Genomic DNA, 14,029 nt, shown 5'->3' on the forward strand with positions numbered 1-14,029 from the left:
ACGGGATGTTTGTCCACAGTCTGTGGGCAGTGGTCCTCGTCGTTCTGGCCGCGCTCGCCGTGTGGTGCGTGCGGGCGGCCGCGGCAGGAGCTGGAGGAGCCGGAGCAACCGGGGGGAGGGGCCGGCACCGGCGCACGGTGCGTCGCCGCGCGGCGGCACTCCTCGACAGGACGACGCCGGTCGCGCGGCCGAGGGCTCGGCAGCGCCGGATCGATGCCCTGACGGAGGGCCGGCGCGGGGCGGTGCTGGTGTGCGGCGCCGGTCTGCTGCTGGGCGGGATGCTCGGCGGGGTCCTCGGGGGCGTGGCCGGTGCGGGTGCCGGGTGGGGTGTGCGGCGCCGGTGGCTGCGCGCGCAGGCCGAAAGACGCGCGGCACGGGAAGCCCCCGCCGAGGTGGTGCAGCAGCAACTGCCGCTGGCGGCCGATCTGCTGGCGGCCTGTCTGGCAGCGGGCGCCGGCCCCCGGGAGGCGGCGGAAGCGGTCGGTGTGTCGCTCGGCGGCCCCGTGGGTGCCGGGCTCGCCCGGGCCGCCGCGGAGGTCCGGCTCGGCGGCGACCCGGCCGTGGCCTGGGGACGGCTCGGCAGCCTGCCCGGCGCCGGGGCGCCGGCCCGGTGTCTCGAACGGGCGCAGGCCACCGGAGTCCCGGCGGTCGAGCCCATGGCGCGGCTCGCGGACCGGCTGAGAGCCGCCCAGGCCAGGTCGGCGGCCGTGCGCGCCCGACGTGCGGGAGTCCTGGCGACGGCCCCGCTCGGGCTGTGCTTCCTGCCCGCGTTCCTCGCGGTGGGGGTGGTGCCGGTGGTCGTCGGACTCGGGGGAGGGCTGATGAAGGGCGGGTGAGCAACGGCGGTGAGCGACGGGGACACGAGGGCCGGCAGGCCCGGAGGACCCACGTCTCAAGACGGCTCAAGACAGATTGAGACAGATCAAGACGCATCAACGGATCAAGGGGGAACAGTCATGGCAGAAGCAGCAGCTCGGGTGGGGAAGCGCGTGGTGGGGGCCCGGTGGGGCCGGTGCCTGAAGTGCTGGGCGCGCGCGGCCCGGAACGACGCGGGGATGAGCACCGCCGAGTACGCGGTGGGGACGCTGGCCGCCTGTGCGCTGGCGGCCGTGCTCTACAAGGTGGTGACCAGCGGGCCCGTGAGCGCCGCGCTGCAACAGCTCATCGTGAAGGCGCTCCATGCGACCTTCTGAGGAGCACGACGGCGGCTATGTGACGGCCGAGGCGGCGGTGGTGCTGCCGGTGCTGACGCTCCTCGGCCTGGCGCTGATCTGGGGCCTGATGGCGGCCGCCGCGCAGATCCAGTGTGTGGACGCGGCCCGTGCGGGGGCACGGGCCGCGGCCCGGTCGGACCCGCCGGCGGCGGCCGTGGCGGCGGCGCGTTCGGCGGCACCGCCCGGCGCGCGGGTCGGGGTGGCCCGGGAGGGGGATCTGGTGCGGGTCCGGGTGGAGGCCCGGGCCGCCGGGCCCGGACCGCTCGCCGTGCGGCTGACGGGAGAGGCGGTGGCCCTTGCGGAGGACACGGTGGAGTGACGGCGGGAGAAGGGACCGGGGCTCGGCGACGGTGTGGGTGGCGTTCGCGGCGGCGGCGCTGTGCGCGGTGTTCCTGGCCGTGCTCGCCATGGCACAGGCGGTGGTCGTCCGGCACCGGGCGGGCGGCGCGGCGGACCTGGCGGCGCTGGCGGCCGCGGACCACGCCCTTCTGGGCAAGCGGCACGCCTGCGGGCTCGCCCGGCAGGTGGCGGCGGCCCAGCGGGCCCGGGTGGTGCGGTGTGCGGTGACCGGCGAGACGGCGGAGGTCGCCGCGGAGGCCCGGGCCGGCCCGTACGGGGTCACCGTCCGGTCCCGCGCCGGGCCCCCGGACGGAGGGGCGGACTAGGGCGCGGGGGGCTCCTCGGTGGGGGCGCCGGCCAGGAGGCGGGTCAGGAGGCGGATGGCCGCCCTCTTGTTCAGCGGGTCGTTGCCGTTGCCGCACTTGGGGGACTGGATGCAGGACGGGCAGCCCGCCTCGCACTCGCAGGCGGCGATGGCCTCCCGGGTCGCGCGCAGCCAGCTCGCGGCGGTGTGGAAGGCGCGCTCGGCGAAGCCGGCGCCGCCGGGGTGGCCGTCGTAGACGAAGACGGTGGGCAGCAGTGTGTCGGGGTGGAGGGGCACGGAGACGCCGCCGATGTCCCAGCGGTCGCAGGTGGCGAAGAGGGGGAGCATGCCGATGGAGGCGTGTTCGGCGGCGTGCAGGGCGCCGCCGAGGGCCTCGGGGGCGATCCGGGCCTCGTCGAGCTGGTCCTCGGTGACCGTCCACCACACGGCCCGGGTGCGCAGGGTGCGGGGCGGCAGGTCCAGCTTGGACTCGCCGAGGACCTCGCCGGTGATGAGCCGGCGGCGGAGGAAGGAGACGACCTGGTTGGTGACCTCCACGGAGCCGAAGCACAGGCGGGCGGGGCCCCACGGCACCTCGGTGGTGGTCTCCAGGATGGAGATGGCGGTGGTGTCGCGCGCGGTGGTCGAGTAGGGCGGGTCGGCCTGCTCGACCAGGGCGACGGACTCCTCCAGGTCCAGGCGGCGTACGAGGTAGCTGCGGCCCTGGTGGAGGTGGACGGCGCCCTCGTGGACGGTGGAGTGGGCGGCGGAGGCGTCGACGGTGCCCAGGAGCCGTCCGGTGCCCTCCTCCACGACCTGGACGGGCCGGCCGCCCTCGCCGCGGATGTCCGTGAGGTCGGCGGCGCGTTCCCGGCGTGTCCAGTGCCAGGCGGCGGCCCGGCGGCGGAGCAGTTTGCGGGCCTCCAGCTGGGCGATGACGGTGCTGGCCTCGGGGCCGAAGAGGGAGAGGTCGGCCTCGGTGAGGGGGAGTTCCTCGGCGGCCGCGCAGAGGTGCGGGGCCAGCACATAGGGGTTGTCCGGGTCGAGGACGGTGGACTCGACGGGCCGCTGGAAGAGGGCCTCGGGGTGGTGGACGAGGTACGTGTCCAGCGGGTCGTCGCGGGCGACGAGGACGGCGAGCGCGCCCCGGCCGGTGCGGCCGGCGCGGCCCGCCTGCTGCCAGAGGGAGGCGCGGGTGCCGGGGTAGCCGGAGAGGAGGACGGCGTCGAGGCCGGCGACGTCGACGCCCAGTTCCAGGGCAGAGGTGGCGGAGAGGCCGAGGAGCTCGCCGGTGTGCAGGGCGCGCTCGAGGGCGCGGCGTTCCTCGGGCAGGTAGCCGCCGCGGTAGGCGGCGACGCGGGAGGGGAGGGAGCGGTCGACGGCGGCCAGGCGTTCCTGGGCGATCAGCGCGATGAGCTCGGCGCCGCGCCGGGAACGGACGAAGGCGACGGTGCGGACGCCCTGGACGGTGAGGTCGGTGAGGAGGTCGGCCGTTTCGGCGGTGGCCGTCCGGCGGACGGGGGCGCCGCGCTCGCCGTGGAGCTCGGTGAGAGGAGGTTCCCAGAGGGCGAAGACGAGTTCGCCGCGGGGTGACGCGTCGTCGGTGATCTCGGTGACGGGCACGCCGGTGAGCCGTCCGGCGGCCTGGGCGGGCTCGGAGGCGGTGGCGGAGGCGAGGAGGAAGACGGGGGCGGAGCCGTAGCGGGCGCACAGCCGCCGCAGCCGGCGCAGCACCTGGGCGACGTGCGAGCCGAACACGCCGCGGTAGGTGTGGCACTCGTCGACGACGACGTAGCGCAGGGCGCGCAGGAAGGAGGCCCACCGGGGGTGGGAGGGCAGGATCGAGCGGTGCAGCATGTCGGGGTTGGTCAGCGCGTAGTTGGCGTACTGCCGTACCCATTCGCGCTCCTCGACGGGGGTGTCGCCGTCGTAGACGGCGGGCCGTACGGCGGTGCCCAGGGGCGCGGCGAGGGCGCGTACGGCGCGGCGCTGGTCGGCGGCGAGGGCCTTGGTGGGGGCCAGGTACAGGGCGGTCGCGCCCCGCCCGTTCGGGGCCTCGGAGCCGTCCAGGAGGGCGCTGAGCACGGGCGCGAGGTAGGCGAGCGACTTGCCGGAGGCCGTGCCGGTGGCGACGACGACCGAGGAGCCCCGCAGGGCGTGCTCGGCGGTGGCGGCCTGGTGGGCCCACGGACGGTCGATGCCGGCCGTACGGATGGCGTCGATCACCTCCGGGCGGATCTTCTCCGGCCAGGGGGCATGACGTCCGGGACGAGGGGGCAAGTGCTCCGTATGAGTGATGCGTGCAGCCCGGCTCGGCCCGGCGGCCAGTCGGTCGAGGACGGTCCGGGGAGCGGGATGTACGCCCGCCTGCGGCGGGAGTTGATCGTTGGCCATCGACACCGAGTGTGTCACCGGCATGACGGACAATGGCGCCAAGGCGTCGTGCACGCCCGCCGGTAAGTGATTGAATGCCATCGCGGCTGCCGATCCATGGGGGGCGACCGCTCGATGCAAGGTGCTGGAGGATCCGTGGACCTGTCCCTGTCGACCGAGACCCTGGGTGACCGCACGGTTGTCCGCGTCGGTGGCGAGATCGATGTGTACACCGCGCCCAAGCTGCGGGAGCAGCTGGTCGAGCTTGTCAACGACGGCAACTACCACCTCGTCGTGGACATGGAGGGCGTCGACTTCCTCGACTCCACCGGGCTCGGCGTCCTGGTCGGTGGCCTGAAGCGTGTGCGTGCCCACGAGGGCTCGCTCCGCCTGGTCTGCAACCAGGAGCGCATTCTCAAGATTTTCCGGATCACCGGTCTGACCAAGGTGTTCCCGATCCACACCTCCGTCGACGACGCCGTGGCGGCGACCGACTGACGGCCGGACGGGTGACCGGCGGCCGGGCGTCCGGCGGCCGCCGCCCGACGCGACCGTCACGCCGGGACACCGGGGCCGGTCGTGGTCCGGCCCCTGCGCGGGTCCGCCCCGTCCCGGCTGCGGGGCGGGGGGACGTACGACTTTGAGGGGGATGGCATGGCCACCGTCGAACTGCTCTTCAGCGCCCTTCCCGAGCACGTCCGCACGGCGAGGCTCGTGGCGGCCGCCGTGGCGCGCCGGGCAGGGGTGGACGAGGCCGTGCTGGACGAGGTGCGGCTCGCCGTGGGCGAGGCATGCTCGCGCGCGGTCGGCCTGCACGCGAGCCACGGGATCTCCACCCCGGTCCGGGTCGTCCTGACCGAGGACGAAAAGAAGTTCTCCATCGAGGTCGCCGACGACGCGCCGCGGCCCGCCGCCGTGGCGGCCGCGCTGTCCGCCGCGGCCGGTGCCGCCTCCGGCGCCCCGCGGGGCGAGGCCGTGCCCGAGGAGGGCGTGCTCGGCGGCGAGGACGACATGGGTCTCGCCGTGATCAGCGGCCTGGTGGACGACGTCGAGGTGACGGCGGGTGAGTCCGGCGGGCTGATCCGGATGAGCTGGCCTACGACGCCGGCGCCCGAAGCGGCCTGACGCCGCAGCGGCCGGTACCGGCCGGTGTCACCCGCCCGCAGTAGTCCGGAAAGTGTCCTGTGACGGTCCGCGGTCGTCCTCGGCCGGCGGTGCGGCCGGCTGTGCGGTCGGCGGCAGGACCGGGATTCCGGCATTCCCCCAAGAGCCCGCAAGGGCGGCCCCAAGGCGGGCCGGAACCAGCCCTCACTTGAAAAGGCTCATTCCGTTTGCCGCGCTCTGTCGCGGCCTCGTCATGCTCCCTACAATCCGTCCATCTTGAGCTCAGGACGCCTGAGCGTGGCGGCTGTTCCGCGGTCGCGGTCCGGCTGCGCGCCCATGTGCCAAACGTCAGGGAGGACGAATGGCGGGGCACTTCACCCCTGAACAGGTGAACTTCACTGGGAACAATTCCCTCGCGGTCGAGCTGACCGGTGGGGACCGCACCCTGGTGACGGTGATCGCGGCGGTGGCGATCGCGGCACTGGTGGTGGCGGTGGTACTGGTGCGACAGGTGCTCTCGGCGAGCGAGGGCACCCCGGCCATGAGGAGAATCGCCGCGGCGGTCCAGGAGGGGGCCAACGCCTACCTGGCCCGACAGCTGCGTACGCTCGGCGTCTTCGCCGTCGTCGTGTTCTTCCTCCTGCTGCTCCTGCCGGCGGACAACTGGGCGCAGCGCTGGGGACGTTCGCTGTTCTTCCTCGTCGGGGCGCTGTTCTCGGCGGCCACCGGCTACATCGGCATGTGGCTGGCGGTGCGCAGCAATGTGCGCGTGGCCGCCGCGGCCCGTGAGGCGACCACTCCCGGAAGCACCACCGAGGGAGCGGACCAGCCCGCCCAGGCTCCGGACACCCGGTCCGCCTCCCACCGTGCGATGAAGATCGCGTTCCGGACCGGTGGTGTGGTCGGCATGTTCACCGTGGGCCTGGGCCTGCTGGGCGCCTCCTGCGTCGTCCTCGTCTACGCCGCCGACGCGCCCAAGGTGCTGGAGGGCTTCGGCTTCGGCGCGGCGCTGCTGGCGATGTTCATGCGGGTGGGCGGCGGCATCTTCACGAAGGCCGCCGACGTGGGCGCCGACCTCGTCGGCAAGGTGGAGCAGGGCATTCCCGAGGACGACCCGCGGAACGCCGCCACCATCGCGGACAACGTCGGCGACAACGTGGGCGACTGCGCCGGGATGGCGGCCGACCTGTTCGAGTCGTACGCGGTCACGCTCGTCGCCGCGCTGATCCTGGGCAAGGCCGCCTTCGGCGACTCGGGCCTGGCGTTCCCGCTCCTCGTGCCCGCCATCGGCGTCCTCACGGCGATGATCGGCATCTTCGCCGTGGCGCCGCGCCGCGGCGACCGCAGCGGCATGACCGCCATCAACCGTGGCTTCTTCGTCTCGGCGGTCGTCTCCCTCGTCCTCGTGGCGGTGGCCGTCTACACCTACCTGCCGTCCAGCTATGCCGCGTTGACCGGCATCGACGACGCCCTCAAGGGCCACGACGGCGACCCGCGCGTCCTGGCGCTGGTGGCCGTGGCCATCGGCATCGTGCTCGCCGCGCTCATCCAGCAGCTCACCGGCTACTTCACCGAGACCAGCCGGCGACCCGTGCGCGACATCGGCAAGACCTCCCTGACCGGCCCCGCGACCGTCGTCCTCGCCGGTGTCTCCGTCGGCCTGGAGTCGGCGGTGTACTCGGCGGTGCTGATCGCCCTCGGCGTCTACGGCGCGTTCCTGCTGGGCGGCACCTCCATCATGCTGGCGCTGTTCGCCGTGGCCCTGGCCGGCACGGGCCTGCTCACCACCGTCGGTGTCATCGTCGCGATGGACACCTTCGGCCCGGTCTCCGACAACGCGCAGGGCATCGCCGAGATGTCCGGCGACGTCCAGGGCGCCGGCGCGCAGGTCCTGACCGACCTCGACGCGGTGGGCAACACCACCAAGGCCATCACCAAGGGCATCGCCATCGCCACGGCCGTGCTCGCGGCGTCGGCGCTGTTCGGCTCGTACCGCGACGCGATCGGGACCGCGATCGGCGAGGTGCACGCCAGGACCGACTCGCTGGGGCTCAGTCTCGACATCTCGCAGCCCAACAACCTGGTGGGGCTGGTGCTGGGCGCGGCCGTCGTCTTCCTCTTCTCCGGGCTCGCCATCAACGCCGTGTCGCGTTCGGCCGGCGCAGTGGTCCTCGAGGTGCGGCGGCAGTTCCGCGAGCACCCCGGCATCATGGACAACACCGAGAAGCCGGAGTACGGGCGCGTGGTGGACATCTGCACCAAGGACGCGCTCCGCGAGCTGGCCACGCCCGGCCTGCTGGCCGTGATGGCCCCCATCGCGGTGGGCTTCTCCCTCGGCGTGGGCGCCCTGGGCGCGTACCTCGCCGGTGCCATCGGGACGGGCACCCTGATGGCGGTCTTCCTGGCCAACTCCGGTGGCGCCTGGGACAACGCCAAGAAGCTGGTGGAGGACGGCCACCACGGCGGCAAGGGGAGCGAGGCGCACGCGGCGACGGTCATCGGCGACACGGTCGGCGACCCGTTCAAGGACACCGCCGGTCCCGCCATCAACCCGCTGCTGAAGGTGATGAACCTGGTGGCGCTGCTCATCGCGCCCGCCGTGGTGAAGTTCTCGTACGGTGCCGACGCCAGCCGGGGCCTGCGGATCGGCGTGGCGGCGCTGGCCGTCGTCGTCATCGTGGGCGCGGTGTACGTGTCGAAGCGGCGCGGTGTCGCGGTCGGCGGGGACGGCGAGGAGGCCGGCCGGACCACCCAGCCGGCGGACCCCGCGGTGGTGTCCTGACGGTCCCTCACACCGGCCGGGTCCCTCGACCGGCGCACCACCCCGACGGGGCGCCCGCGGTTCGTCCGCGGGCGCCCCGCACGTATGCGCGCGCCCCCGTACGGCCCCCCGGTACGCGCCCCCGTACGCCCCCCGCGGCGGCGGTTCCCGGTCGCCGGGCGGTGCGGTGAACACCACGGCCACCTTGCTGCAATCAGTGACAAAAGGGTGCGTAACGGGTACTCGGCTCGCGACCCCTCTCACCCGGCCGTGTAAGTTCCGGGGCCGAGAGCCATTGAAGGGACCAATCCGGTGAACAAGAAGCTTGTGGCTGCACTGTCCGGCGGGGCGGCACTTGTCCTGTCGTTGACGGCCTGTGGCGGTGGCGGCGACGACGGGAAGAAGAAGCTCGACGACTGGGCCAAGAAGGTCTGCGACCAGATGCAGCCCCAAGTGAAGAAAATCACGGACGCCAACGTCGCCATCGCCGGCATCCGGAACGAGCAGGACTCGAAGAAGATCAAGGAGGGCGACTCCGCGGCCTTCCAGTCCATCGCCGAGGCGTACAAGGCGCTGGCCACCTCCGTCCAGCAGGCCGGCCCGCCGCCGGGCAAGGACGGCGAGACGAACCAGAAGAACGCGGTCAAGGCCCTCAACGACCTCTCCAGCGCCTACACCGGCCTGAAGCAGCGCATCGACAAGCTCGACACCGGCGACCAGGGGAAGTTCGGCGACGGGCTCAACGGCATCGCCAGCGACATCCTCAAGCTCAGCAACAGCAGCGACGACGCGCTGAAGAAGCTGCAGTCCGGTGACGTCGGCAAGGCGATGGCCCAGCAGCACGGCTGCCAGCGCCCGCCGTCCCCCGCGGCCCCCGCCACGCCGAGCAAGTCCTGACGCCGGACAGGACCCCGGACGGCAGGGCCCCCGACGGCAGGGCCCCGGACGACAGGGCTGCGGCCGGGGCCCCGGAAGGGGCCCTGGCGTGCCGTGCGGCGGCGCGGCGGGCCCCGGGTGGTCCCCGACAATGGTCCGCGTGAGTACGACGCATCTCCCCACCGCCGACCCCGCGCGCACCGCCCGCCTGCGCGAGGCCCTGCTCGCCGCCGCCTTCACCGCCGACGGCCTCCTCGACCTGCTCGGCGCCCCGGCCTACGCGGCCCTCGCCCGCGGCGAGACCGTGCCCGCCCTGCGCGCCACGCGCGGCGACGGCCCGCTGGAGACGCTGGTCCGGCTCTTCCTGCTGCAGCGCCCGGCCGGCCGGGCGCGCGCCGCGGCGGCCCTGCCGGTGGAGGACTGCCTGGCCGGCGGCTGGCTCGTGCCCGACGGGGACGACGCGGTACGGGCGACCGTCGACGTGCGCCCGTACGGCGGCCCCGACGGCCAGGACTGGTGGATCGTCTCCGACCTGGGCTGCGCCGTCGGCGGCGCGGGCGGCATCGCCGGGGGCACCGCGGGCCCCTCCGGAGTGGAGCGTTCCGAGCTCGTCCTGGGCGTCGGCGGCGCCTCCACCACGCTGGCCGGCATCACCGTCCGCACGCCCGTGGAGAGCGCCCTCGACCTGGGCACCGGCTCGGGCATCCAGGCCCTGCACCTGGCCCAGCACGCCACCCGCGTCACCGCCACCGACCTCAACCCGCGCGCGCTGCGCATGGCGGGGCTCACGCTCGCGCTCTCCGGCGCGCCGGAGCCCGACCTGCGGCGCGGCTCGCTCTACGAGCCGGTGGCGGGGGAGACGTACGACCTCATCGTCTCGAACCCGCCGTTCGTCATCTCCCCCGGCGCCCGGCTGACGTACCGCGACGGCGGCATGGCCGGCGACGACCTGTGCCGCACCCTGGTGGGCCGGGCCGCCGCCCACCTCAACGACGGGGGCCACTGCCAGCTGCTGGCCAACTGGGAGCACGTCGAGGGCGAGGACTGGCGGGAGCGGCTGGCGTCCTGGGTGCCGCAGGGCTGCGACGCCTGGATCGTCCAGCGCGAGGTGCAGGACGTCGCCCAGTACGCCGAGCTGTGGCTGCGCGACGCGGGCGACCACCGGGCCGGGCCCGAGGAGTACGCGGCGCGCTACGACGCGTGGCTGGACGAGTTCGAGGCGCGCCGGACGAAGGCGGTCGGATTTGGCTGGATCACGCTGCGCAAGAGCGGGGCCGGGCGCCCCTCGGTGATCGCCGAGGAGTGGCCGCACCCGGTCGAGCAGCCGCTCGGCGCGACGGTCACCGGCCACTTCCGGCGCCAGGACTTCCTGCGGACGCACGACGACGCCGCGCTGCTGGCCACCCGCTTCCGGCTGGCCGACGAGGTGCTCCAGGAGCAGGTCGGGCTGCCGGGCGCGGAGGACCCGGAGCACGTGGTACTGCGCCAGAACCGCGGTATGCGCAGGGCCACGAAGGTCGACACGGTGGGGGCGGGCTTCGCGGGCGTGTGCGACGGCTCGCTGCCCGCCGGCCGCATCCTCGACGCGATCGCGCAGCTGGTCGGGGAGGACCCGGTGCTGCTGCGGGACCGGACGCCGGAGGCGATCAGGCTGCTGGTCGAGCAGGGCTTCCTGACGCCGGTGGACGCGGGCTGACCGGGCCGGCTGACCGGGCTGAGGTCGGCCCGGGGCCGGTCCGGGACCGGGTCCGCGCCGACTCGTGAGAGGGCGGGACGGAGGGGTCACGTTCGCGTCATGTTCCTCCGTGCCGCCGCCGGCGCTCCGGGCCGGCCCCGGGACTGTATGTCCGTTCCATGTCAAGAGTGCGGGGCGCGCGGGACCCCCGCCACTCCTGGCGTGTGACGGTCCGGGCGGCAGACAGGACGCTTGTCGGGTTACCGTTCGAGTGGCGTTGCGGGCTTTCTCCGTTTGACATGGGGGCGGGATGTACCGTCACACTCCGCAGCGAGGCCGCAACAACGCCCACACCGAGTGCCGACCGGAAGAAGAGCGAACCTTGTCCCCGACCAGCGAGACCGCACAGGGCGGCCGCCGACTCGTCATCGTCGAGTCGCCTGCCAAGGCGAAGACGATCAAGGGCTACCTGGGGCCCGGCTACGTCGTCGAGGCCAGCGTCGGGCACATCCGCGACCTCCCGAACGGGGCCGCCGAGGTCCCCGCGAAGTACAAGGGCGAGCCCTGGGCCCGGCTCGGCGTGAACGTCGAGGCGGACTTCCAGCCCATCTATGTCGTCAACGCCGACAAGAAGGACCAGGTCAAGAAGCTCAAGGAGCTGCTGGCCGACTCCGACGAGCTCTTCCTCGCCACCGATGAGGACCGCGAGGGCGAGGCCATCGCGTGGCACCTCCAGGAGGTGCTCAAGCCCAAGGTCCCGGTCCGCCGGATGGTCTTCCACGAGATCACCAAGGACGCGATCCAGGCCGCCGTCGCCAGCCCGCGCGAGCTGAACAAGAAGCTGGTCGACGCCCAGGAGACCCGCCGCATCCTCGACCGCCTCTACGGCTACGAGGTCTCGCCGGTGCTGTGGAAGAAGGTCATGCCGCGGCTGTCGGCCGGCCGGGTGCAGTCCGTCGCCACCCGCCTCGTCGTCGAGCGCGAGCGCGAGCGCATCGCCTTCCGCTCCGCCGAGTACTGGGACCTGACCGGCACCTTCGGAACGGGCCGTTCCGTCGGCGCGGGCGACCCGTCCGGCTTCGCCGCCCGGCTGTACGCCGTGGACGGCCGGCGCGTCGCGCAGGGCCGTGACTTCGGTGCGAACGGGCAGCTCAAGGAGGGTGCCCAGGTTCTGCACCTGGACGAGGCCACGGCGCGTTCGCTGGCCGAGGCGCTGACCGGCGCCGCCTTCTCGGTGCGCTCGGTCGAGTCCAAGCCCTACCGCCGCTCGCCGTACGCCCCGTTCCGCACCACCACCCTCCAGCAGGAGGCGTCGCGCAAGCTGGGGTTCGGCGCCAAGGCCACCATGCAGGTCGCGCAGAAGCTGTACGAGAACGGCTTCATCACCTATATGCGTACGGACTCCACCACGCTCTCCGACACCGCCATCGCGGCGGCCCGGGCGCAGGTGACGCAGCTGTACGGCGCCGACTACCTGCCGGAGAAGCCGCGCGTCTACGCGGGCAAGGTGAAGAACGCCCAGGAGGCGCACGAGGCGATCCGTCCTTCGGGTGATCGTTTCCGCACCCCCGCGGAGACCGGTCTGACCGGCGACCAGTTCCGCCTCTACGAGCTGATCTGGAAGCGGACCGTCGCCTCCCAGATGAAGGACGCGACCGGTGACTCGGTGACCGTGCGGATCGGCGGCCGGGCCGCCGACGGCCGTGACGCCGAGTTCAGCGCGTCCGGCAAGACCATCACCTTCCACGGCTTCATGAAGGCGTACGTCGAGGGCGCCGACGACCCCAACGCCGAGCTGGACGACCGCGAGCGCCGGCTGCCGCAGGTCGCCGAGGGCGACGCGCTGACGGCCGAGGAGATCACCGCCGACGGCCACGCCACCAAGCCGCCGGCCCGCTACACCGAGGCGTCGCTGGTCAAGGAGCTGGAGGAGCGGGAGATCGGCCGCCCGTCGACGTACGCGTCGATCATCGGCACGATCCTCGACCGCGGCTACGTGTTCAAGAAGGGCACCGCGCTGGTGCCGTCCTTCCTGAGCTTCGCCGTGGTCAACCTGCTGGAGAAGCACTTCGGCCGGCTCGTCGACTACGACTTCACCGCCTCCATGGAGGAGGACCTCGACCGCATCGCGCGCGGCGAGGCCCAGGCCGTGCCGTGGCTGCGCCGCTTCTACTTCGGTGAGGGCGCCGAGGGCGCCGTGGGCGGTGCCGCCGACGCGGGCAACGGCGACGGCGACCACCTGGGCGGCCTGAAGGAGCTGGTCACGGACCTCGGCGCGATCGACGCGCGCGAGGTGTCGTCCTTCCCCGTCGGCAACGGCATCGTGCTGCGCGTCGGCCGCTACGGCCCGTACGTGGAGCGCGGCGAGAAGGACGAGGAGGGCCACCAGCGGGCCGACGTGCCGGGCGACCTGGCGCCGGACGAGCTGAGCGTGGAGTACGCCGAGGAGCTGCTCGCGCGGCCGAGCGGCGACTTCGAGCTGGGCAAGGACCCCGTCACGGGCCACCAGATCGTCGCCAAGGACGGCCGCTACGGCCCGTACGTCACCGAGATCCTGCCCGAGGGCACGCCGAAGACGGGCAAGAACGCGGTCAAGCCGCGGACGGCCTCGCTCTTCAAGTCGATGTCCCTCGACACGGTGACGCTCGAGGACGCGCTGCGGCTGATGTCGCTGCCGCGCGTGGTGGGCGCCGACCCCGAGAGCGGGCAGGAGATCACCGCGCAGAACGGCCGCTACGGTCCGTACCTGAAGAAGGGCACGGACTCGCGGTCGCTGGAGACCGAGGAGCAGCTCTTCTCCATCACGCTGGAGGAGGCCCTGGCGATCTACGCGCAGCCCAAGCAGCGCGGGCGCGCCGCGGCCAAGCCGCCGCTGAAGGAGCTGGGCGAGGACCCGGTCAGCGGCCGCCCGGTCGTGGTCAAGGACGGCCGCTTCGGCCCGTACGTCACCGACGGCGAGACCAACGCGACGCTGCGGCGGGACGACGACGTGGAGACGATCACGCCGGAGCGCGGCTACGAGCTGCTGGCCGAGAAGCGGGCCAAGGGACCGGCGAAGAAGACGGCCAAGAAGGCCACCGCGAAGAAGACCACCGCCAAGAAGGCGCCGGCGAAGAAGACCGCGGCCAAGAAGACGGCCACGAGCAAGACGGCCGCCAAGAAGACGACCGCGAAGACGGCTGCCAAGAAGACGGCGGCGAAGAAGACGGCCGCGACGGCCGCCACGGCGGACGCGGAGTAGGAGCGGGCGGCAGCCGCCGGCGCGAGGTTGTGCTGCGCGGGGTTGTGCCGGCGGGAGCGACGCGGGAGTGAGGGGCGCACGGGCGTCTCGTTCGCTCCCGCGTCGCTCGTTCGTGTGTTCGTATCAAGAGGTCCGGTATCCG

The 14,029-nt window shown here is 73.4% G+C and carries 11 protein-coding genes; 10 read left to right on the forward strand and 1 reads right to left on the reverse strand.

The annotated features are described in order from the left end of the window. Positions 1-5 precede the first annotated feature (5 nt). From IE305_RS24915 to IE305_RS24930, 4 genes are all read left to right on the forward strand, one after another. Positions 6-836, forward strand: a complete 831-nt coding sequence (locus IE305_RS24915) for a type II secretion system F family protein (RefSeq protein ID WP_190131981.1) — start codon at positions 6-8, stop codon at positions 834-836. A gap of 120 nt (positions 837-956) precedes the next feature. Further along, positions 957-1,193 (forward strand): DUF4244 domain-containing protein, encoded by a 237-nt coding sequence (locus tag IE305_RS24920; RefSeq protein ID WP_190131982.1) that lies wholly within the window; start codon positions 957-959, stop codon positions 1,191-1,193. Continuing rightward, positions 1,180-1,533: a TadE family type IV pilus minor pilin gene (locus IE305_RS24925; protein WP_190131983.1), complete on the forward strand. Its 354-nt coding sequence runs from the start codon at positions 1,180-1,182 to the stop codon at positions 1,531-1,533. Before IE305_RS24920 ends, IE305_RS24925 begins: the two co-directional genes overlap by 14 nt. After that, complete coding sequence (locus IE305_RS24930; RefSeq protein WP_190131984.1) at positions 1,511-1,879, forward strand: Rv3654c family TadE-like protein; 369 nt, start codon at positions 1,511-1,513, stop codon at positions 1,877-1,879. The genes IE305_RS24925 and IE305_RS24930 overlap by 23 nt, the downstream gene beginning before the upstream one ends. On the opposite strand, the gene sftH is transcribed toward IE305_RS24930, so the two are convergent. Continuing rightward, the gene (gene sftH / locus IE305_RS24935; protein WP_190131985.1) at positions 1,876-4,332 is read right to left on the reverse strand and encodes a DEAD/DEAH box helicase; all 2,457 of its coding nucleotides are present in this window, start codon (positions 4,330-4,332) and stop codon (positions 1,876-1,878) included. The two genes, IE305_RS24930 and sftH, sit on opposite strands and share 4 nt — an antisense overlap. A 54-nt stretch (positions 4,333-4,386) precedes the next feature. Here sftH and IE305_RS24940 point away from each other — a divergent pair, with 54 nt between their 5' ends. The 6 genes from IE305_RS24940 (at position 4,387) to topA (ending at position 13,887) form a co-directional block, all read left to right on the forward strand. Then, positions 4,387-4,728 carry an STAS domain-containing protein gene (locus IE305_RS24940; protein ID WP_190131986.1) on the forward strand — a complete coding sequence of 114 codons (342 nt, stop codon included), beginning with the start codon at positions 4,387-4,389 and terminating at the stop codon, positions 4,726-4,728. 156 nt (positions 4,729-4,884) lie between these two features. Next, positions 4,885-5,355 (forward strand): ATP-binding protein, encoded by a 471-nt coding sequence (locus IE305_RS24945; protein ID WP_190131987.1) that lies wholly within the window; start codon positions 4,885-4,887, stop codon positions 5,353-5,355. 340 nt (positions 5,356-5,695) lie between these two features. After that, positions 5,696-8,116, forward strand: a complete 2,421-nt coding sequence (locus tag IE305_RS24950; RefSeq protein ID WP_190131988.1) for a sodium-translocating pyrophosphatase — start codon at positions 5,696-5,698, stop codon at positions 8,114-8,116. Positions 8,117-8,407: 291 nt separating this feature from the next. Continuing rightward, positions 8,408-8,992: a small secreted protein gene (locus tag IE305_RS24955; RefSeq protein ID WP_190131989.1), complete on the forward strand. Its 585-nt coding sequence runs from the start codon at positions 8,408-8,410 to the stop codon at positions 8,990-8,992. Between the two features lie 130 nt (positions 8,993-9,122). Further along, entirely contained in the window at positions 9,123-10,667 is a 1,545-nt protein-coding gene (locus IE305_RS24960; RefSeq protein WP_190131990.1) for a DUF7059 domain-containing protein, read from the forward strand. Positions 10,668-11,028: 361 nt separating this feature from the next. Next, positions 11,029-13,887: a type I DNA topoisomerase gene (gene topA / locus IE305_RS24965; protein WP_190131991.1), complete on the forward strand. Its 2,859-nt coding sequence runs from the start codon at positions 11,029-11,031 to the stop codon at positions 13,885-13,887. The last annotated feature ends 142 nt before the right edge of the window (positions 13,888-14,029 follow it).

Source organism: Streptomyces mashuensis (assembly GCF_014654785.1).
Lineage (GTDB): Bacteria > Actinomycetota > Actinomycetes > Streptomycetales > Streptomycetaceae > Streptomyces > Streptomyces mashuensis.